17 protein-coding genes are annotated in these 21,130 nt (G+C 58.4%); 10 read left to right on the top strand and 7 right to left on the bottom strand.

Going from position 1 to position 21,130, the window contains the following annotated elements; translation table 11 throughout:
• Window positions 1–110, top strand: a 110-nt coding sequence (locus GX444_06465) for a transposase (GenBank protein NLH48231.1), incomplete at its 5' end; no start/stop codon positions are given.
• Window positions 111–303: 193 nt separating this feature from the next.
• Here the strand turns inward: GX444_06465 and GX444_06460 are convergent.
• From GX444_06460 to GX444_06430, 7 genes are all read right to left on the bottom strand, one after another.
• Window positions 304–891, bottom strand: a complete 588-nt coding sequence (locus tag GX444_06460) for a hypothetical protein (GenBank protein NLH48230.1) — start codon at window positions 889–891, stop codon at window positions 304–306.
• A gap of 179 nt (window positions 892–1,070) precedes the next feature.
• Entirely contained in the window at window positions 1,071–1,697 is a 627-nt protein-coding gene (locus GX444_06455) for a hypothetical protein (protein ID NLH48229.1), read from the bottom strand.
• A gap of 224 nt (window positions 1,698–1,921) precedes the next feature.
• Entirely contained in the window at window positions 1,922–5,200 is a 3,279-nt protein-coding gene (locus GX444_06450; GenBank protein NLH48228.1) for a hypothetical protein, read from the bottom strand.
• A gap of 88 nt (window positions 5,201–5,288) precedes the next feature.
• Window positions 5,289–5,486 carry a hypothetical protein gene (locus GX444_06445; protein NLH48227.1) on the bottom strand — a complete coding sequence of 66 codons (198 nt, stop codon included), beginning with the start codon at window positions 5,484–5,486 and terminating at the stop codon, window positions 5,289–5,291.
• A gap of 392 nt (window positions 5,487–5,878) precedes the next feature.
• A complete protein-coding gene (locus tag GX444_06440) occupies window positions 5,879–6,556 on the bottom strand; it encodes a hypothetical protein (protein NLH48226.1) in 678 nt (225 codons plus the stop codon).
• 55 nt (window positions 6,557–6,611) lie between these two features.
• Complete coding sequence (locus GX444_06435) at window positions 6,612–7,601, bottom strand: hypothetical protein (protein NLH48225.1); 990 nt, start codon at window positions 7,599–7,601, stop codon at window positions 6,612–6,614.
• An 11-nt stretch (window positions 7,602–7,612) separates the two neighbouring features.
• Complete coding sequence (locus GX444_06430) at window positions 7,613–9,727, bottom strand: GNAT family N-acetyltransferase (GenBank protein NLH48224.1); 2,115 nt, start codon at window positions 9,725–9,727, stop codon at window positions 7,613–7,615.
• Between the two features lie 139 nt (window positions 9,728–9,866).
• On the opposite strand from GX444_06430, the gene GX444_06425 reads away from it, so the two are divergent.
• The 9 genes from GX444_06425 (at window position 9,867) to hslU (ending at window position 21,123) form a co-directional block, all read left to right on the top strand.
• Window positions 9,867–11,222 carry a hypothetical protein gene (locus tag GX444_06425; protein NLH48223.1) on the top strand — a complete coding sequence of 452 codons (1,356 nt, stop codon included), beginning with the start codon at window positions 9,867–9,869 and terminating at the stop codon, window positions 11,220–11,222.
• A 105-nt stretch (window positions 11,223–11,327) separates the two neighbouring features.
• Complete coding sequence (locus tag GX444_06420; GenBank protein ID NLH48222.1) at window positions 11,328–12,080, top strand: tetratricopeptide repeat protein; 753 nt, start codon at window positions 11,328–11,330, stop codon at window positions 12,078–12,080.
• 14 nt (window positions 12,081–12,094) lie between these two features.
• On the top strand, window positions 12,095–13,156 hold the full coding sequence (locus tag GX444_06415; GenBank protein NLH48221.1) for a LysM peptidoglycan-binding domain-containing protein: 1,062 nt from the start codon (window positions 12,095–12,097) through the stop codon (window positions 13,154–13,156).
• 168 nt (window positions 13,157–13,324) lie between these two features.
• Complete coding sequence (gene dprA, locus GX444_06410; GenBank protein ID NLH48220.1) at window positions 13,325–14,440, top strand: DNA-protecting protein DprA; 1,116 nt, start codon at window positions 13,325–13,327, stop codon at window positions 14,438–14,440.
• On the top strand, window positions 14,440–16,788 hold the full coding sequence (gene topA / locus GX444_06405) for a type I DNA topoisomerase (protein NLH48219.1): 2,349 nt from the start codon (window positions 14,440–14,442) through the stop codon (window positions 16,786–16,788). The genes dprA and topA overlap by 1 nt, the downstream gene beginning before the upstream one ends.
• Before the next feature lie 3 nt (window positions 16,789–16,791).
• Complete coding sequence (locus tag GX444_06400) at window positions 16,792–18,120, top strand: methylenetetrahydrofolate--tRNA-(uracil(54)-C(5))-methyltransferase (FADH(2)-oxidizing) TrmFO (protein NLH48218.1); 1,329 nt, start codon at window positions 16,792–16,794, stop codon at window positions 18,118–18,120.
• Window positions 18,121–18,180: 60 nt separating this feature from the next.
• Window positions 18,181–19,134 carry a tyrosine recombinase XerC gene (locus GX444_06395; GenBank protein NLH48217.1) on the top strand — a complete coding sequence of 318 codons (954 nt, stop codon included), beginning with the start codon at window positions 18,181–18,183 and terminating at the stop codon, window positions 19,132–19,134.
• Complete coding sequence (hslV, locus tag GX444_06390; GenBank protein NLH48216.1) at window positions 19,134–19,679, top strand: ATP-dependent protease subunit HslV; 546 nt, start codon at window positions 19,134–19,136, stop codon at window positions 19,677–19,679. Before GX444_06395 ends, hslV begins: the two co-directional genes overlap by 1 nt.
• A gap of 1 nt (window position 19,680) precedes the next feature.
• Entirely contained in the window at window positions 19,681–21,123 is a 1,443-nt protein-coding gene (gene hslU, locus GX444_06385) for an ATP-dependent protease ATPase subunit HslU (GenBank protein NLH48215.1), read from the top strand.
• The last annotated feature ends 7 nt before the right edge of the window (window positions 21,124–21,130 follow it).

The following is a 21,130-nucleotide window of genomic DNA, read 5'->3' as shown; positions in this document are numbered from 1 at the left end:
CCATCGACCAATATGTCCGCTGGTACAATGAAAAACGAATCCACTCGGCGCTCGGTTACCGGACGCCGAACGAGGTCGAAGCGGCTTACCTCACCCTAAAAGCCGCCTAAATCTGTCTTGCTTTCGGGGGGACACTACGAAAAAACACCTTATAACCCCTGGACAAAGCTGCTTGGTGAAGCAATTTGTCACTTGTTATATGGTGTTTTGTAATGCAATACATCGGCACTAGAAATTAGTTAATTGTTTAGTCGGAAAATACACTTCTCCCTTCTTGGCGCTCTTCGGTAAGCCGAAAAAAAATTATCTATTCATTTTCTCATTCAGTCTCTTTTCCAACTCCTTGAGCGCGGCTAATTGGCTTTTTGGAATGCCACGTTTAGGTGCATCCGTTTTTACTCCAAAGCCGACCAACGGCTGAATCCGAAGACCTGGACTGGCCGGAGATTCCAGCACTTGCGCGACCAGTCTTAGATATTGAGCGCAAGTCAGTTTGAATTTGCGGATAATGCTGATACTGGTTTCATCGTATTCTTTTCCGATTGCTTGTTGTCCTTCTTTCTTGAGCATTTGGAGTTGCTCTGAATTTTTTATTCCCAACTTCTTGGCATAGGCATCATCATCGATTTGCAAACGCTCCTGTACGGTTGCTAGAAATCGATCCAGTCCGATCTGCCGATGCAGAAGCGCTTCCTTTTCGACAAGAGTTGCAAGCTCGTCATCTATTTTTTCCAACTCCTGACGGATATCCGCCGGCATTGGTCTGGCCTTGATCTTCGCCGCGGCTTTCTTCACTCGCGGCCATTCTTTTTCCGTCTCCTTATCGATTGCCGGGGCCAGCAACAGAGCGGCCAGGTATCGAAAAAATTCTCGAAACAAATTGCGTCTCATTGAATTCCCCTCCTCTTTAAATGTGAAACCGGCCGAGTATCAGGCCCCATTACAACGCGCGCAAATAGATGCCTGATTCTCGGGTTGTAGCCAACGGAAGCTTGATGATTATGGACACCGGGATTACCGACTTCCCAACGACTTGTTTGACGGCGTGGGACGAGTCCATCATCGGTTGTTCATCGGCTTTCCGTTTGCTCCATCAGGAATTTTTTAATTCGCTCAAAGATCTTTCTGGCGTTTGCCTCGCTGATCTTGTATTTATTAGTCAGCTTTGCCATCGAAATTGTGTTATAGTAATAATCGTGAAATATTTCGTTATGTAGTTGGTTCGGATAATTAATTAATATCAGATCCAATCTCTGCCAGAGCAAATCGAGAAATTGCTCGTAATTGCATCGCTCGGCGATCTCGTCGATGGTACTCTCGATTGTCTGTGGATCATCTTCGGCGAGAAACAACAGGTTGTCTTCGCTGAATTGTTCGCCCAGACCGTCGGTGATATGAAGAAAAAATCTGCGATATCGCGACTTTCTCTTTCCGATGCCGATCAAATATTGAACCAATTTTTCCATCGAATTGATTTCACTCGGCAAGGAGCGGCCGGCTTTCATTTTTTTCATGAAGGCCAAATAGACATCGTGATAGAGGTCAAATGCTTCCTCTTCCGAAAAACCTTTATTGATAAAGGCGCCCACAAAGAATGATTGCGCCCCATGATAGAGATCCTCCCAGGCGGTTTTTTCGTTGGCGTACAAGTCGGCGATCAACTCTGGGTAGTTGTTTTTCAGGAAATCTTTCTTCATGGTATTTCCTTTCATTTGTCCACTACCGGAACCTTTTCGTGTTTCACCAAATAAGGACCATGTTTCGGACGACGCCATCACCACCGCGTTGATACGGTCGGAGTACTTTCTATCTTCCCGTTTATTAATACTGCGACTTGTGACAAATCTCGGAAAACAACAAAGTGCCGTCGCCGATTAATATTTTCAGTCAGTTGTTTCTGCGGCAAGAGAAAGATATTTAGTTAACTAACGAAATCTACTAGTTTTCTCATCTCTTCAATTAAGTTATTGTAGCTAGTCAACCAATCGCTATAATAAAGTGAATGCAAAATCCGGCCCATGCTGTAATGGCCAGGCGTGTTGTTCATGGCACTGGCTCCGGCAATGTAGCGAAGGGGGGCATCCAGAATGATCTCATCGTTATATACGAACCGATCATTCAGCAAAGAGCAGTACTCATTGATATAGGCAATGATCGCCGGATATTTTTTTTCCCAGGCATTTTTCCATTGTTCGGCGGTCGGTTGTAGGTTTTCCTCGAATGGCAGCGGATAAAAATGAAATTTGGAACCGTGTAGATGGATCCATTGAACAAGGCTCTTTATTGCGTTTTCACCATCTTCGGTCTGCAAAAAGCGAAGAATCAGCAGATCCGACCAGATGGAATCCTGGTCCGGCAAGGTGTGGTAAAGCTCCGCCAAACTGGGATCAGTGTCTATTTTTGCATTCTTAAAAAGGACATCACTGATGGCTTTCGTTTCGTGTTTGGAGAAGTAATCATTGATCAGATGTTCGATTTGGAAATCGTCGAGATCCTTGTCGAGCCAACCCAGTTTTTTGGCGACGGTGTACATGATGGCGATTCGGAGCGAGACGATTCTGATTTCAGTGGTATTGCTTTCCATGTATTCACGGTTTTTCAAAAACCATAATTCCTCTTTCAGCGGAAGACCCAGGTAATGAATCATCTCGCGAATGAAGCCAGGTCCGGCGGCCAGGAGGCCGAAAATATCCGCCAGTACCTCGATCTCATGCAATGAATATTTTCCCAGAATGAGATTAGTGGAAAATTCAGCTAAATCAGCCTGTTTGTCAGCATGTTTCTTGACTGCGTCGCGAAAATCATTCCACCATTTTTGGAAGCCGTAAAAGACGGTTTCGCCGGGGAGGACACCTGCCGGGTGGGTTGAAATATTATTTAATGAAATATTATATAATATCTGATGCGCGGCTTCATGGGCGACAATTAATAACTTTCCTCTGGTGGCAAATCGCAAATCCATTGGCAAATAAAGTAAATGGGCTTGAGGGAAGATCTTATAATCACTGCCAATTGAGGAAATGAACAATCCTTTCCATCCCAAATCATCCCTCTGATCCTCTGGGGTGTTCGATGATTGATCGGTAGCCCATTTCCCCGTTTTGAGAATATATGGATTGGCTTCACCGCAATAACGGCGGAAAAGTCGGCCGATTGCTTCCATAGTCAGGTCGAGAACACCGGCCTGCTCACCCACCTTCAACGCGTGTTCGGTAAGGCTGATGACTTGGTGACTTTCAGTTCGGTTATGAAATTCAGCGGCTATTCCCAACAGCAATTCTTTGATTCGATAACAGTGGAACTTTGCCATTTCCAGGTAGAGCCACCATTTTTGTTGGAATAAATTAACCAGGGTTTTTTTTTCATTAGTGGACAACTGTTCGCGGTTAGCTCTACTAAATGCGTCGCGATAGTTTGTTTCTAATTCGGCGAAAGCTTGGAAATATTTTTTGATCGTCGCGCGAAAATCTTTAAAAGTCTTCCGCGATAACAGGTTTTGCCGGGCGTTGGATCCTTCGTGTGTTCGTAAGCGTACTTGCGCCTGCCAGGATTCCTCAAGTTGTATGGAATAGGCATAGAGAATGTGCAATTCGCGGTTAACATGGATGTATCGATTCACCAATGCGTCATCTTCGGCCAATGCCGAAAGACTTTTCGGGAAAAGATCAATCCCTTGTTTCCAATCGTTTAAATGATTGGTAATCTTTAATTTTTCATCATCCACCGAGCAATAGGAATCGGAAACAGAAGCCGGTTTGGCTGGTTTGTAGAGCTTTCCTTGGAAATAATGGGTCTCGGAAAATTGTGAAAAATCAACGTTTTCATCCAAGCCGGCGGCCAGAAAAGGCATGGTGGTCGTATGGGTGACACCTTCGAGTTCGCGGATTTTATCGGCCATCAGGCGGATCATTCTAGAAATTTTTCGCGTTTTAAAAACGATCATCAGATCCCAATAATAAGGTCGTTCGAACCAGGATAATGTTCCTTTTCCTTGCCGCTGGTTTGATTGCTGTTCTGCCAGGGACAAACGATTCTGGATAATGGCCAGTTTGCCTTTTTCGCTTAAATACTGATTGATCAACCGTGATATATGGTTTGCCACGCGGTTCGGGTCGTTTTCGCATTTGACGAGCATTTGAAAAGTGGCGGGTTCAGTAATTTTTTTTGCCCGTTTACTTCGATCATTCAGGGTAGGATCGTACCAACCCAACATCGTCGACATTTGCATATGCATCCGCGATGGCTGTCTCTTTTTATTTCTTGGGGTTAAATCCACGCAATAAACGGTAAAATGTTCATATACCGAATTTAAAAATCTCGACAGCATCTCAATTGAATCAAATTCGGCTTTAATCATTACGGGGAAGGCGACGCACATGGTTAAAAACACTTCGACACAGGCGTCGTTATAGGCCTTAGGACCAATATGGTCAGCCAGGGCGGCAGCTTGAAGCTGATGATTTTCGTCCTCACGCGGCAAAAAAAAGTCGCTTACTCGACGAATGAATTCAGCCTTGAACTTGCCGCCGGGAGTGAATTCAATATTCGGTTTATGTAAAAAAGAGTAGGCAATGAAACGTCCTGGTTTGGTTGGTAGCGGCCGCCGGAAATCGAATGAATTACCATTTTTATCGATTTTTCGGACTGCCTTAATACGATGCATCGGAAAACCGAAAAGCCCCGATACCATGCTCGGTAAGGCATAACACATCCGAAAAGCACTGCTCCATGTGGAGGACGGAGCGGGTAGGACATAGACCATGTCCACGGTACCGAAACAATGAAAGCCAGAGATGTCCTGTTGTTTGGAAAAATTTGCACAATCGCGAATCCGTTCCGGACCGTTCCATAAATCAGAACTTTGCAGCAAATCCAACCGCTGTTCGATCAGTTGAAGCTTGATTTGATTTTGTAAATTATATGATTTGGATAAAACTTCTTTCTTTTTGTTGATCGCATCAATTTGTTGTTGGGTGTCGAAACGGCAGGGGTAATTGCCTTCGCCTAGTGTGCATTTTTTTATCGATCCACAATGCGAACTCAAGGCATTACAGATTTCTTCGGTGCGCTTTTCCCATACTTGATCGACTTTTTCACGTAGATGTGGATCGGAATTAAAAGAAAGAATCAACGGCTCATAAATTCGATGGCTGGTATGAACGCATTTACTATTTCGATAGCGTACATTTGATTTCCCCATGATCCCACTCCCATTCGCTAATGGATGAAGCCCCTGATCGGGCTCGAATGTTCAAGGCGAAAAATCGTTGGTAAAATGGATTGGTAACTTACCGGACAGTGAATCCTTGCAGAAGCAATTTTTCCATGGGCTTGCCGATTTTTGCTTCGATATTCGCGTCGATTGCTTTGGAGATATCCTGCAAGACGTCTTCGAAGGGACGATTACCCCGATTTTGCAACAGATGAGAAATGGCTGTCTGCTTTTTTTGGCGGGAACGAGAAGATTTCGGGGACTTCCTTGCCATTAATCAACCCCTCCGTGGGCTTCAATTATTAATTCGGTAATTGCGCGTGAAACTTTACCGAAAAACGAAGCCCAATAATTATGTTAGATGTAATATCCAGTATTTTTGAGTGCCTGCTGGGCAAACGATAAACCGGCGATTTGAACGATGTCAAGAAAAATCTGCGCGGAATTGATTTTTTTCAATTATTATTTGCCTGAACTATTGAGATTGCAATGAGAATTGTCGATAATATTATTGAAAAACAATTGGTTATAGCACTTTTATTAAAGAAATCACTTTGTGTTCTGTGGCCGGATAGGCCAAAGATGATGTTGTTTATGGGTACTACAATATATATGTATTCCTCACTTGGAATTGGCGTCAATTAATTTAATGAATATCCGTGCATGCTAATCAAAATTCGGGCAGTACTCGTGCGTGTCGTCGCGGAGATCGGAGAACTCGTAGGACGCGTAATCCTGCGTCAGGTAGATGCAACCGTCCTTGGCGCAGGAGTGGATGCCGACGCCGACGTTCTTGAAATCGCGGGCGAGAATGTTCGAGCGGTGGTTGTATTCGCATTCCGGCTCGTTCATGAAGCTTTCTTCCGCCAGATCCACGACCTGATCCATCGTGTAGCCGCAGGCCATGAAAATGTTCTCGCCGGCCGCGACGAAGTCGATGCCCGCTTCTTCCATCCGGTCGAAAGGATCCTCGTTGTCGGGATTGATGTGATCGAAAAAATGCCGGTCGCACATGTCCTTCGAATGCGCCAAGGCCACCGCCGCGAGCTGGGTTCCCCAATCCAGCGCCGGAGCGCAATCGGATTCCTCGGGGTGATTGTAGCGGTCGATGTTGATCAGGCGCGCGTGCTGGCAGGCCGGTTCGGACTGGTCGCAGCCCATGTCGGCGCCGTAATCGATGTTGCATTCCTCGCTGTAGTAGTCGCCGTCGGTGTTGGTGTCGTCGTCATTGTCGTCGTCGCCGTTGACGCCGGCCGGATCGTCGGTGTCGTCACCGCAGTTCGCCGCCAGAAAAAACGACGCCAAAGACATTCCGGCGATCAAAAACAGTAGCAGGCCGCGCATGGTGAACCTCCCTGGAAAAATCCAGCAATCAATTTGAAACGAATGCGCCACGATGTCAAAGCGGATCGGACCGTTTGCCGGCCAGGACGCCTTCGCGATAGGCGATCAGCCAGGCCAGGCCGAAGGCCGCCGCTTCGCCGACCAGAAACCACAATCGCTGCACCAGCGCGAGCATTCCGGCGGGCGCTTCGCCGAGGCGCGGTGCCAATAGCGCGGTTAACGTGCCCTCGCGAACGCCCAGGCCGCCGGGAACGATCAGGAGAAACAGCCCGACGTGATAGGCCAGATTGTAAGCGGTCGCCAGTTCGAAGAAGTCGTCGCCGCCGGCCGGCAATACGGCCCAGGCGAGCGCGGCGAAGGCGAGACAGTGCTCGGCCCAGGCCAGCGTCATGATGAAATAGACCTTGATCATGGCCGGCGGCGAGGCCACCAGTCGGACGGGATCCTTGCCTTGTTTGAGACGCCGGGTGTTGTACCAGCCTTCGAGGCGGGCCGGAGCGACCAGCAGCGCCGCCATGACGCCGAGCGAGATCGCGATCATCAGGAAACAGAGCCAGAGCGGCTGGCCCATGCCCCAGAGCGTCAGACCGAAGACGGCGGCCGACGCGGCGTTGCCGCAGATGATCTGAATCGCGCCGGCGGTCAGCGCGTCGGCTTTGCGATATCCGAAACGCTCGGCCAGATACGCCTGTCCGAGCCAGATCCAGATTTTGCCCGGGATGTAACGGCCCAACTGAGCGGTGTAGATGATCGCGAAAGTGTGCCGCAGCGGCACGCGCGTACCCGGATGCAGCGACTGGAACGTCTGCGCCCAGGTCCAGGAGACGAGGAGGAAATTCAGCAGCAGCAGGCCGCATGAAAGGCCCAGGTAAGGCCAGGACAAATGCCAGGATCGTTCGGCGAGCGCCGGCCACCCGTCGGCGACCTGGTAGCCGACGTAGGCCAGCGGCCCGACGGTCAGCACCGCCATGGCCGCGTAGCGCAACGCTGTTTTGACGTTGCGCGGCGCCGTCGGTTTGGTGATCGCGGGTTGCTCGGGTTGCATCGGCATCCTGTTTAAATGGTGTCCAAATCGCCCCAGGTCAGATACCAGTTTTTCGCGTCGAACAAAGCCTCGCTATCGTCGCTGCCCTGGAGCGGATAAGCCGTGAAAAACGTCGGTTCGGGATGAAAACGGCGCGGCAGCGGCCAGAAACCGGCCCGGCGATAGGCTTGGTATTCCGGCTGATGAGGCAGGCAAAGCGCGCCGGCCACCTCGGCGCCATTTTCCGCGCCATGCCGAAGTAATGCCGCCAGGGCCGCCGTCGCCGTTTCCAAAACAAAATCGCCCAGGAAAAGCTCGCAGACGGCGAAGGTGCGCAGGTCGCGTTTTTCGGTCAGTCGCGTCACCGCCAGCCCGACGATATCCCCCCGTCGCTTCAGGTGGAACAGCTCGTAGGGCCGATCCGGCGCCGCGACGTACCGGCGGCGGAACCAATCGCGATCGCGCACGGTGGCGATGGACAGCCGGGTTCGCGCCAGCCTCCAGATTTCGTCGGCTTCGGCGCCGAACTCGCCGACCGGAACGATTTCCACCTCCGGCGACGAGCGGGGCAACGGCGACAGCAGGCTCCAACCGGCGCCGACGCCGTCGGCCAGAAACGCGCCGAGCGGCCCCGGCCACAGGCGCCGCAAGACGGCGCTCAGCCGTAGCGGCCGAATCAGAAACGGAAACGGCGCCACTTCCCGCCAGGCCAGCGAGCCGACCCGCAGCGGAAAAATCCGGTGGTTGGGAAACGCCCAGGCGAAGCGGAAACCGGCCGCGCGCAGCCGTTCGTACTGCTCGCGGGCCAGTTTGCCGAGCAGGCCTTTGCCTTGCCGCTCGGGCAGCACGGCGGTGTCGCAGCTATGGGCGCTGGTCACTTCTTCGCCGAACCACCACGCGCGCCCGGCCAGCGACGGATAATGGCCGAGCAGCCGATCTTCCTGCCGGCCTGCCATAATCCACGGGCCGACCTGCGAAAGCTCCTCGTGTTTCCAGCAAAAACGCCGCCGGTATTCCTCCGCGTCGGCGGGGTGAAAAACCTGCACGGCCAGGTCCGCCGACCGCTCCATTTCCGCCGCGGCGATCGGCGCGGCCTGCCAATCCGGTTCGCCGGCGGCGGACAATTTTTTTTGCCAATCGGCTAGTTCGTCGGCGGCGTCAGCGAACCGCACCTCGATTTTTCGCCGTTGCGCCAGCCGTTGCAGCCGCGCGACGTTTCGCAGGAGGTACGGCGCGCCGTAGAGCGGCAGGCCGGCGAGCCGCGGCCCGGCGTCCGCCAGCAATTCGTCGGGATGAAAATAAACCGCCAGCCGCGCCGCGCCCCGAGCTTCGGCTTCCCGGAGCGCCTCGTCCAGCAAGGGCGCGAACAACCAGGGATGCAGCGTGACGTTCAACCCCAGCCGCGCGCCGATTTTGCCGGTGGCGCCGCGCAGGCGGTAACGCAGGCCGAGCAGCGCGCGCAACGCGGGCGAGGCGGTGGTGCGCAGCGGGTACTCGATCAGTTTGCGCCCGCGCGGATCCTCGCTCTGGTAATCGCGCGGATGCGGGTGGTACGGGGCGCTCTTGCAGCGGGACCAATCGTATTGGCCGACGAAGTAGGAGCCGCGCCGGTCGGGCTCGCCGCGCCGGACCATGCCGGGCATCGCCGACAGGTCCATTTCCACGCCCAGCTTTTCCAGCGTGTTGAGGTTCTCGTCGTTCATCGCGTACCAGCCGGTTCGGCTGAAGCGGGGCGGTTGAGCGAAGGCCGCCGCGCCTTTTTCGAGGTTACGGGTCTGCCAGTCGCGATCGGCGATCTCTTGATGGAAGCAGCGGCGCTCGTCGCTCCAGCGCCAGTGATGCGGGTGCCAGCCGAGTGAATGGCCGGCCGATCGGCAATCCTTCCAGAACGCGGCGAAGTGATCGAGCGCCCAGTCGGCGCGGTCGTGGCACTGTTCGATTTGTTCGTCGGCGCGGACGCACCAGAGGATCGGCAGTCCGCGGCCGGCGTCGTCGCGACAGGCCGCCAAACCTTCCAGCAGGCGCGGCGCCCCTTCGCTCAGGCCTCGCCACCGCAGGGGCCCGCGAACGTCGAACGAGGGTCCGCCGTAATCCGGACGGTCCGGATCGGCATCGCAGACGATCAGCAGGGTCAGGGTTTTCGCCACGGTAGCTACCTTTTTGCGCTCGCGGTGAAAATAACCGCTTCCCGCCGCGAGGGTCAAGGAAAACCGACGCGCGGAACGAGCCGCCGACTTTTTCTTCCGTTGCTTGACAGTTACTCGCCCGGTCGGCACGATGCGCCGCATGAAACCGGCGGGACGAAAACGGCGCTTTTGGCTTTTACTCGCGGTGGCGATCGGCGGCTGGCTGTCGCTGACGCCGGCGCATGCCCAGACCGCGGCCGCCGTGGGCAAAACGCTGACCCGGACCATCGATCCCGTCACGGTGCAGGGCCGGGAAATCGGGACCCTCAACGGAACTCCGATCGATCGCCTGGGGATGTTCGCGGTCGATGGCGGCAAATGGACGCCGATCCCCTTCCAGGTGGATGAGCGTCTGGCGGGCGAATACGTGTTCCGCTCGGGCAGCGGCGCCTCGGCGGACACCGATCGCGGCCTGCTGGACGCCGACGACGAGGTGGCGTTCATTTCCGCCGACGCCGGTCCGGCGGTGGATGCGGCATCCTGGCCGGCCGGGGCGCAGAAAGGTGTCGAAATCACGCTTTACGATCCGGCGGACGGCGGCCGGGCGGCGGTTTATCTGTTCGCGTTTTCCGGGCCGGCGCCGCGCAGTCCCAAGGATTACGTGGTCTATCACGTGGACCGCAACGAGATCGAAACGACCGATTACCTGATCGGTTATCATCCGCAGGCGCCGATCAGCATCGACAAGTTGATCGTCAAGCCGGCCGCCGGCGGCAACGGGCAGAGCGTCGCCGATCGGCAGAAAATCCGGATGGAAGCGATAAGTATTTGGAATCTGGTTCATTTCACACGCAATGAAAACGATTTCCAATCGTCCGTGATCGCCTACAACGACGGGCCGGTGCGGATTTTACGCAAAACGCGCAACCGGGTGATTCTGTTCTGGCGGATTCCCTCGCCGAGCGTGGAGTTGACCAGTGTCTATTGGAAAACGGGCATGGAATTTCCGATCAGCCTCAATCTGCCGTTTCGCATTTCGGGCTTGTTCCGCGAAGCGAAATTGAAAATCTACACCGATTCGCCGCCGAACGTGCCGAACCGCCGCTTTTACAATCAGCACAATCCGGCGGGCGTTTTGATCGACGGCCGGATGCAGGAAAACGAAATTCATTTCGACCGGCGGCCTTCCGACTGGCAAGTGGTCGCCGGCACCACGGCCCAACACCGGGAAGGCTGGTTTTCGCGGCAGATTTTTCTGCAGGAACACGACGGGGTGACGCTACCGGCGTTCTATCGGGACGATGTCTCCGTTCCCGATCCACCGGAGCAGTTTCCGGGTTGTTTCGGCTGCCTGGGTTTTGAAATCCAGGGAGTGGAGCGCCTCGATGCCGGGATTTATTCGTTGAAGGTCCAAATGTACCCGATGCCCGCGTATCGGCCGGGTGACGAGCATCGTTACCTGAATCTGGTCGATCAGCCGCTGCGCAAGGTCGTTCGGGCCTTGTCGAGCCGTTAGAAATCCCCGGTAAAAGCATGTTCAACCCCTTGGAATTTCTCTTGACAGTCGAAGGCGCCCGACGATACGATAACTCCGAAATTTAAAAGGGATTCGTTTATTTCGATGGAAATCGGCAAGCGTACCATGTGGGTGCTGGTGTGCCTCGCTTTTTTGTGGGCGGGGTGTGCCGGCGACCAGCAACTTAAAAAGCAGGTTTCCGATCTGCAGGCGCAGATCACCGAAACTCAGGCGACGCTGGCCGACATGAATTTGCGCATGGAAGAAATGAACAGCTCGCTGTTCGTACTGCGCGAAACCACGAAGAATAATCGGGAAGCGATTAAAAAGCTTCAGGAACAAGCGGATACGCCGACGGTTTACATCAACCAGCCGCAGGAAAGAGTGGCGATGGATACGCCGCCCAGCGTGATGAACAACAACACGGCCGCCGAATCGCCGCTGGCCCCGATGCCGTTGCCGGCGGGCGGGTCGGGCGGTCCGGTCGGAAACGACGAACAGGCTTTTCGCGCGGCGGTCGGCCAGATGGAAAAACAGAACTGGGGCCTGGCGATTTACGATCTGAACGCGTTCATCGCGCAGCATCCCAACAGCGCTTATTTGCCGCGGGCTCGCTTCGCGCTGGGCGAATCCTTCCGCCAGTTGGGCGAACTCGGCCAGGCGGTGCGCGAATACGAGCGTTGCGTGGCGGCCGGCAAGACGGCCGGTCCCTATGCGGCGCGTTCTCTTTTCTGGTTGGCGCAAAGTTATCAGCAACTCGGCCAGACCGAGAAGGCCGGGCAGGCGAAACAACGTTTGTTGCAGGAATATCCGGATTCCCCCGAGGCGAAAAAGATCAACTTGGAATCGCCTCGCTGAAGGAGGTTTGATTGATGAAACAGCGTCGGACCTTGCGGGTGGCCGCCATCACGCTGGCTTTGGTGCTGATCGCGACCGTGCTCTGGGCCGAGAGCACGACGACCACCAAGCCGACCGCGGCGAAGAAGCCGGTCGGAGTGGTGCAAAAAGTGGACGTGGTCGAGCACAAGGTCGAAACGGGCGATACGTTGTGGGATCTATCCCAGAGCTATTACAACGATCCCTGGGAATGGCCGCTGATCTGGGAAATGAATCCCCAAATCGCCGACCCGCACTGGATCTATCCGGGTCAGGTGTTGAAGATCAAGTTGGAGCGGGGCATGACGGTGTACGGCGACCAGAAAGCGCCGGTGGAGCCCGACCTGTTCGAACCGCCCAACATCAAGGTGTTCGACACCACTTTCAGCTACGACACCCGCATCAATAAAATCGACATCATGAGCGAGGAAATCCTCGAAGGCGCCGGCCAGATCACCGACAACATCGACGATCAATTGCTGCTGGGCACCAACCACAGCGTCTATTTCTCGATGCGGAAAAGCGCCAACGTGCAACCGGGCGACGTGTTCACGATCTTCCGGGTCAAGGAACGCGTCCGGCACCCCTCGCAGCACGAATACGTCGGCTATCTGGTCGATCTGATCGGCGAACTGGAAACCATCGACGCCTCGACACTGGCCAACGGCAAGATCGTTTACACCGGCAAGATCATCGATTCCAACGCCGAGGTCGTCGTCGGCGACCGGTTGATCATGATGAGCCGCGACAACGTCCGCATTCAACTGAAGATGACCGATCTGGAAATGACCGGCACCATCGTGCAGGGCACGCCGGAAAACGATTTCATGCTGCCGACCGGCAAAGTGGCCTTCATCGATCTCGGTCTCAAGAACGGCGTCAAAGTGGGAAACAGCTTCTCGATCTGGCGGAAAAGCAAAGACCCGCAAAACCTGCCGGGTTATAAGATCGGCAACGTCATCGTCACGCGCGTCGGCGACAAAACCTCAACGGTTCTGGTTACCTACGCCATTCGTCCGATTCAAGTCGGCGATACCGTGGTGAGCGACGTGCAATAGCCGATTCCACCGTTTGCCGCTTCCCGACCGGCTCCCGCGAGCCGGTCTTTTTTTAATCGATTGCCGCCGAAAAAGTAACGGCCGCGTGAAAATTATGCAGTTTTTGTCTTGACAGCCGAGGCGCGGCGGTGTTTATCCTTACGCCCCAAAACGGTGATTGGAACCGAGATGGCTCGTTTTCATCTGGCTCTGAGTTGCGTCGAGGGCGTCGGTCCGGTGGCGGTCGGACGCCTGTTATCCGTCTTTCCGGACGCGGCAAGCGCGTTCGGAGCGGAGATGAGCCGGCTCTGCGCGGCGGGGTTGAAAACCAATCAGGCCGAGGCGGTCTTATCCTTTAATAGATGGGACGAGGTCGACCGCATTCTGGCCGAGGCTGAGCGTCTGGGTCAGCAGGTGCTGGCCGTCGACGATCCACGGTATCCGGCGGCGTTTCGGACGATGATCGCGCCGCCGCCGGTGGTTTTTGCCCGGGGCCGATTGGCCGAGGAAGCCGAGTTGGCCGTTACCGTGGTCGGCACGCGCAAACCGACCGAATACGGCGAGCGGGTGGCGATGCGGCTCGGCGCAGCTCTGGCCAAAGCCGGCATTTGCACGGTCAGCGGCGGGGCGCTGGGCATCGACGCCCGGGCGCACACGGGCGCCCTGAGCGAAAACGGCCGGCCGATCGCGGTGCTGGGCGCCGGTCTGGACGTGATTTATCCGCCCGAACACGCGGGGCTCTTTGAACGGATTGTAGCGGCGGGCGGCTTGCTGCTCGGCGAATTTCCGCCGGGTACGCCGCCGGATCGTTTTACCTTTCCCAGGCGCAACCGCCTGATGGCCGGCCTCGGCCGGGCCTGCGTGGTGGTGGAGGCGGGCGAAAAAAGCGGCGCCCTGATCACCGCGCGGTATGCGATGGAGGAAGGCAAGACGGTGCTGGCCGTGCCGGGACCGATCGACCGCGCCGCCAGCCGAGGCGTCAATCGCCTGCTGCGCGACGGCGCCAAGCCCCTGCTGGATATCGTGGATGTGACGGAAGAGGTGCTGGGCGAACACTTGCGTCGCGGTTTTGCCGAGGACGAGGCGTTCGCGGCCATGCGGCGACCCGCCGCGCCGGCGCTCGACGGCGACGTCGGGGCGCTGTGGGACGTGTTGGTGCTGGGCCCGGCCGACACCGACACCCTGGTGGAGAAAACCGGATTGTCCGCCGCGCGCGTCAACGCCGCGCTGGTGGAACTGGAAATACAAGGCCGCTTGCAGCGGCAACCGGGAAACCGGTTCATTGCGATCTGGACTGAGGATTGATGAGTCATTCCCTGGTTATCGTGGAATCGCCGAGCAAGGCCAAGACCATCGGCAAGTACCTGGGTAAGGAATACGAGGTCCGCGCTTCGGTGGGCCACGTGCGGGATTTGCCCGAACGCGAGTTGGGCGTCGATATCGAGAACGGCTTCGCGCCGAAATACGTCACCATCAAGGGCAAGGAAAAGGTGCTCAAGGAATTGCGCGCCGCCGCGCAGAACGCCGACCGCATCCTGCTCGCCCCCGACCCCGACCGCGAAGGGGAGGCGATCGCCTGGCACATCGGCGAGGCCTTGAAACTCAAGGACAAGCCGATTCAGCGCATCCTGTTCAACGAAATCACCAAGCGCGCCGTGATCGAGGCGCTCAACCACCCGACCGAATTGAACCTCGACAAATTCAACAGCCAGCAGGCCCGCCGCGTGCTCGACCGGCTCGTCGGCTACAAGCTCTCGCCGCTGCTCTGGCAAAAGGTGAAACGCGGCTTGTCGGCCGGCCGCGTGCAGTCGGTCGCGGTGCGCCTCGTGGTCGAACGCGAGCAGGAAATCGAGAATTTCAAACCGGAGGAATACTGGGAAATTTTCGTCGACCTGGCCGCCGACCTGCCGCCGGTCTTCACCGCCAAGCTCGGCACCCGCGACGGCAAGAAGCTCAATATCGCCGACCGCGCGGCCGCCGAAACCGTTTGCCGCGAGCTGAGCGCCGGCCGCTACACGGTCACCGGCCTGGCCGAACGCACGCAGAAAAAACGCGCCTGGCCGCCCTTCATCACCAGCACCCTGCAGCAGGTGGCGAGCCGCCGGTTGCGGATGTCGCCCGCCAACATCATGCGCATCGCGCAGGAATTGTACGAAGGCATCGACATCACCGGCGAAGGGCCGCAGGGCCTCATCACCTACATGCGCACCGACTCGGTGCGGATCGCCGCCGAGGCGCAGGCGGCGGCGCGCGATTACATCGGCCGCGTCTACGGCGCCGATTACGTGCCGGCGTCGCCCAACTTCTACCAGAGCCGCAAGGGCGCGCAGGAAGCGCACGAGGCCATCCGGCCGACCAGCCTCGAGCTGCCGCCCGAGAAGGTGAAAGCCAGCCTTTCGCCGGCGCAGTTCAAGGTGTACGACCTGATCTGGCGCCGCTTCCTGGCCAGCCAGATGACGCCCGCCGAATTCGCCGTCACCACCGTGCAGATCGCCAACGGCCCCTATGGCCTGTCGGTCAGCGAACACAAGGAAATTTTCGCCGGCCACCTGGCGGCGATGCGCGACGAGGACGAGGCGGAAAAAGAGGAAAACGGCGGACCGGAAAGCAAGCTGCCGCCGCTCGTCAAGGATCAGCAACTGACCGAAAAGCAGGTCGATCCGCAACAGAAGTTCACCCAGCCGCCCGCCCGGTTCACCGAGGCCACGCTGATCAAGGAACTCGAGGAAAAGGGCATCGGCCGGCCGTCCACCTACGCCGCGATCCTCTCGACGATCCTGGACAAGGATTACGTCGAGAAGCTCAAGGCCGCCGATAAAAACGGCGCGGCCGGCGAGGCGAAGAAGGTCCGCGGCTCCCTGCGGCCGACCGACCTGGGCCGGGCCGTCACGCGCCTGCTGGTCGATTCCTTCCCCGAGGTGCTCAACGTATCGTTCACGGCGCGGATGGAAGACGAACTCGACGAGGTCGAGGAAGGCCGCGTCGAGTGGCACGCCCTGCTCGCCGACTTCTGGAAAACCTTCTCCGGCACGCTTGAAATCGCCGAGAAGGAAATGAAGAACCTCAAACGCGAGGGCGAAAAGACCGACATCGTCTGCGACAAGTGCGGCCAGGGAGTCATGGTCATCAAGTACGGCCGCAACGGCACCTTCCTGGGCTGCTCGAACTACCCCGAGTGCCGCAACACGAAAAACTACACCCGCGACGGCGAAGGCCGCGTGTCGATCGTCGAGCGGCCGGCGATGCCGACGGCCGAACCGAAGCCGTCGGACAAGCTCTGCCCGATCTGCGGCGGCCCGATGAACGAAAAAATGAGCCGCAAGGGCAGCCGTTTCTATTCGTGCGTCACCTATCCCAAGTGCAAGGGCACCTTGCCGTTCGATACCGGCGTGCCGTGCCCGCGCGAGGGCTGCGGCGGTTCGCTGGTCGAACGCAGCGGCCCGCGCGGCGTGTTCTGGGGCTGCTCGAAATACCCCGAATGCCGGGTGACCTATCGCGCCGAGCCGGTGCTCACGCCGTGCCCGAAGTGCAGCAATCCGTTCCTCCTGCGCCGCCGCAAGGACGGCCAGGTGGTGCTCAGTTGCCCGATCCGGGAGTGCGATTACGAACAACCGCTCGAGGCCGAGGAACCGAAAGAAACGACCGAGGGCTGAGCCTTGACCCGCGTGGCCGTCGTCGGCGCCGGCCTGGCCGGCGCGGAAGCCGCCTGGCAACTCGCGCGACGCGGCCTGGACGTCGACCTGTTCGAGTCCCGGCCCGCCGTCATGACGCCCGCCCACCAAACGGCGGATTTTGCCGAACTCGTCTGCTCCAACAGCCTAGGATCGACCGCGGTCGGCGCGGCCAAAGGCTTGTTGATCGCCGAACTGGACGCGGCCGGCTCGCTGATCGTCCGCGTCGCCCGCGAACACGCCGTGGCCGCCGGACAGGCGCTGGCCGTCGATCGCGTCACCTTCGCCCGCCGCGTCACCGAACTTTTAACCGCCGAGCCGCGCCTCAGGCTGATCCGCCGGGCGGTGACCGAACTGCCGGACCCGCCCGCGATCGTCGCCACCGGCCCGCTGACCCTGCCGCCGTTGGCCGCGGCGTTGGCCGCGTCGGGCGGCGCCGAACACTTGCACTTCTACGACGCCACCAGCCCGATCGTCGCCGGCGAAAGCCTGAATCCGGAAATCGTCTTCGCCGCCAACCGCCGCGACGGCGAAGCGGCGGGCGATTACCTCAATTGCCCGTTGAACGAAGAAGAGTACCAACGTTTTTACGAAGCGCTGATCGACGCGGCGGTGGTGACGCCGCACGGTTTCGAGGACGAGCGGGTGTTCGAGGCCTGCATGCCGATCGAACAGATCGCCCGGCGCGGCCGCGACACCTTGCGCTACGGGCCGATGCGCCCGGTCGGCTTGCGCGATCCCCGCACCGGCGCCCGGTTTTACGCGGTCGTGCAACTGCGGCGCGAAAACGCGGCGGGCGATTTGTGGAACCTCGTGGGCTTTCAGACGCGGATGACCTTCGGCGAGCAGCGGCGCGTGCTGCGCCTCATCCCGGGTCTGGAAAACGCCGAATTTCTGCGCTACGGGGTGATCCATCGCAATACGTATATCGACGGCCCGCGCCTGTTGCGGCCCGATTTGTCGTGGCGCGCCCGTCCCGGGGTTCGGCTGGCCGGTCAGTTGATCGGCGTCGAAGGCTATCTCGAAAGCACCGCCATGGGGCTTCTGGCCGCGTGGTTCACCGCCGCCGAGGTGGCCGGGCAAAAGTTGGACCCGCCGCCGGAAACCACGTTTTTCGGCTCGCTGTTGCGGTACGTGACCGGCGCGGAAACGACGCCGTTCGCGCCGATGAATGCCAATTTCGGCCTGCTGCCGCCCCAACCGGAAATCCGCGGCAAGCGGATTCGCAAACAGCGCTATCACGAGCGCGGTCTGGCCGATCTGCGGGCCTGGTTGCAAGCCTCCGCGGTTTCTCAGGAAAAATCTTTTGATTGACAGGTCCCGACTCCGGCTTTAGTTTTCAGTCGAATTCACCCCGCGCCAAAGGAACGCGCATTGCCCGACCTGCTCGACGATTTTGCCCGGCATTTGGCGCTCGAACGCAATCTCTCGGCGCTGACGGTGACCCATTACCGGCGCGATCTCGAGCAATTCCGCGACTTTTGTCGCCGGTACGAAATCTGCCGGAACGGGGAGGAAATCGATCTGACCAAGGCCGGCAAGCTGGAACTGCGCGCCTTTCTGGCCGAACTGACCGGGGCGTCCGCCAAAACGACCATCGAACGCAAGTTGGCGTCGTTGAGGGCTTTTTATACTTTTTGCCGGAAGCGGGGCCTGTTGACGGTCAATCCGGCCCGGCAGGTGCGCGCGCCCCGGCGCGACAAGCGGCTGGCCCGGTCGCTCTCGGTCGAGGAGGCCGGCCGGCTCGTCGAGGCGCGGGTGGAAAAAGATCCCCTGAACCAGGCGCGCGATCGGGCGATTTTGGAACTATATTATTCCACGGGCTGCCGGCTGCGCGAACTGGCGCAGGCCCGGTTGCGCGACTGGGAAAAGGAAATCGGCACCCTGCGCGTGCGTGGCAAGGGGCGGAAGGACCGGCTGGTGAGCGTCGGCGCGGCCGCGACGCGGGCGCTGGACGATTACGTCGCGGCGACCGCCGCCGCGCGCCTGGGGCGCTACGGCGCACTGGAAGACAGCCCGTTGTTTCTCGGCCGCCGCGCGGCGCCGCTGGCCGCGCGGACGATCGAAAACATCGTGGCGCGGGCGCGGCTGGCCGCCGGCCTGGGAACGCGGGTGACGCCGCATACCCTGCGCCATTCGTTCGCCACGCATTTGCTCGAATCGGGGGCGAATCTGCGCGAGGTGCAGGAGATGCTCGGCCACGAAAGCCTGTCCACGACCCAGCGCTATACGCACGTCACGGTTGACAGGCTGCTGACGGTGTACGAAAAAGCGCATCCGCGCGGCAAACGACGCCGGCGCGGCGGCGCCGACAAGGAGCAGAAATGATGGAGACTTTTCACGCCACGACGGTGCTGGCGGTGCGGCGCGACGGGCGGGTCGCCCTGGGCGGCGACGGCCAGGTGACGATCGGCGACAAGGTGATGAAGCACGGCGCGCGCAAGGTGCGTCGCCTCGGCAAGAACAAAGATGTCCTAGCCGGTTTCGCCGGCGCCGCGGCCGACGCGTTTCATCTGTTCGAGCGCTTCGAGGCCAAGCTGGACGAATATCACGGCAATCTGACGCGCGCCGCGGTGGAATTGGCCAAGGATTGGCGTAGCGATAAAATGCTGCGGCGGCTGGAGGCGCTGCTGCTGGTCGCCGACAAGAACGCCACGCTGCTGGTCAGCGGCTCCGGCGACGTGATCGAACCCGACGACGGCGTGATCGCCATCGGTTCGGGCGGTTCGTACGCCCAGGCCGCCGCGCAGGCGCTGGTCCGCCACACCGACCTCCCGGCCGAACGGATCGTGCAGGAGGCGATGGAGATCGCGGCGAAGATCTGCATTTACACCAACGACCACATCGTCGTCGAAACGCTTGAGGAAAACTGAAATGACCGAACAACGGGAACTGACCCCGCGGGAAATCGTCGCCGAGCTGGACAAGTACATCATCGGCCAGGACGAGGCCAAGCGCGCCGTGGCGATCGCCATGCGCAACCGCTGGCGCCGCGCCCAGGTGGACGAATCCCTGCGGGAGGAAATCTATCCGAAAAACATCATCATGATCGGCCCGACCGGCGTCGGCAAAACCGAAATCGCCCGCCGGCTCGCCAAGCTGTCCGGCGCGCCGTTTCTCAAGATCGAGGCCAGCAAATTCACCGAGGTCGGTTACGTCGGGCGCGACGTGGAGAGCATGATCCGCGACCTGGTCGAGATCGGCATCAACCAGGTGCGGCAAGAGCACGAGACGCAGGTCGCCGCGGAAGCCCACCGGCTGGCCGTCGAAAAGGTGCTGGACAAGCTGGTTCCGCCCCCGCCGAAAAATCCCGCGCCCGAGACGCACCTTAAGTACGAGGACGAGGACGATAAGCCGGCCGAGGAAGGCGCCGTGCAGGGCGAATCGTTCGTGCTCGTCACGCACCCCGGCGATCCCGACCCGCAGGAAAGCTACCGCCGCACGCGCGAAAAATTCCGCCAGATGCTGCTCGACGGCAAGCTAAACGACCGCTCGATCGAGATGGAAGTGGCCGACCGGTCGAAGCTGCCGATGATCGAAATCTTCAGCAACTCCGGCCTCGAGGACATGGACATCAACTTCAAGGACATGTTCGGCAACCTCTTCCCCAAGCGCACCAAGAAAGGCAAGATCGTGGTGCCCGAGGCGCTGCGCCTGTTTGAAAAAGAGGAGATCCAACGCCTGATCGACATGGAAAAAGTGCAGGTCGAGGCGCTGCGCCGCGTCGAGCAGAGCGGCATCATCTTTCTCGACGAGCTCGACAAGATCGCCGGCCGCGAAAAGGGCCACGGTCCCGACGTTTCGCGCGAGGGCGTGCAGCGCGACCTGCTGCCGATCGTCGAGGGTTCGAGCGTCAACACCAAGCACGGCATGGTGCGCACCGACCACGTGCTGTTCATCGCGGCGGGCGCGTTCAACGTCGCCAAGCCCAGCGATCTGATCCCCGAATTGCAGGGCCGCTTTCCCATCCGCGTGGCGCTCAAGAGCCTGTCGGTCGAGGCGTTCGTCCGCATCCTGACCGAGCCGCAAAACGCGCTGACCAAGCAGTACGAAGCCTTGCTGGCCACCGAGGACGTGCGGCTCGAATTCACCCGGGACGGCATCGAGCGGATGGCCGAACTGGCCGCCAAGGTCAACGAACGCACCGAGGACATCGGCGCGCGCCGCCTGGCGACCATCATGGAAAAAATGCTCGAGGACATCAGCTTCCACGCGCCGGAAAAGCGCGGGACCACGTTCGTCATCGACCGGAAATTCATCGACGAGGCGCTGACCGGCATCATCGAGGACGTCGATTTGTCGCGCTACATCTTATAAAAGGGAA

Source organism: Myxococcales bacterium, assembly GCA_012517325.1.
In the GTDB taxonomy this organism is placed as follows: domain Bacteria; phylum Lernaellota; class Lernaellaia; order Lernaellales; family Lernaellaceae; genus JAAYVF01.
This window is presented reverse-complemented; position numbering and strand designations above follow the sequence as displayed.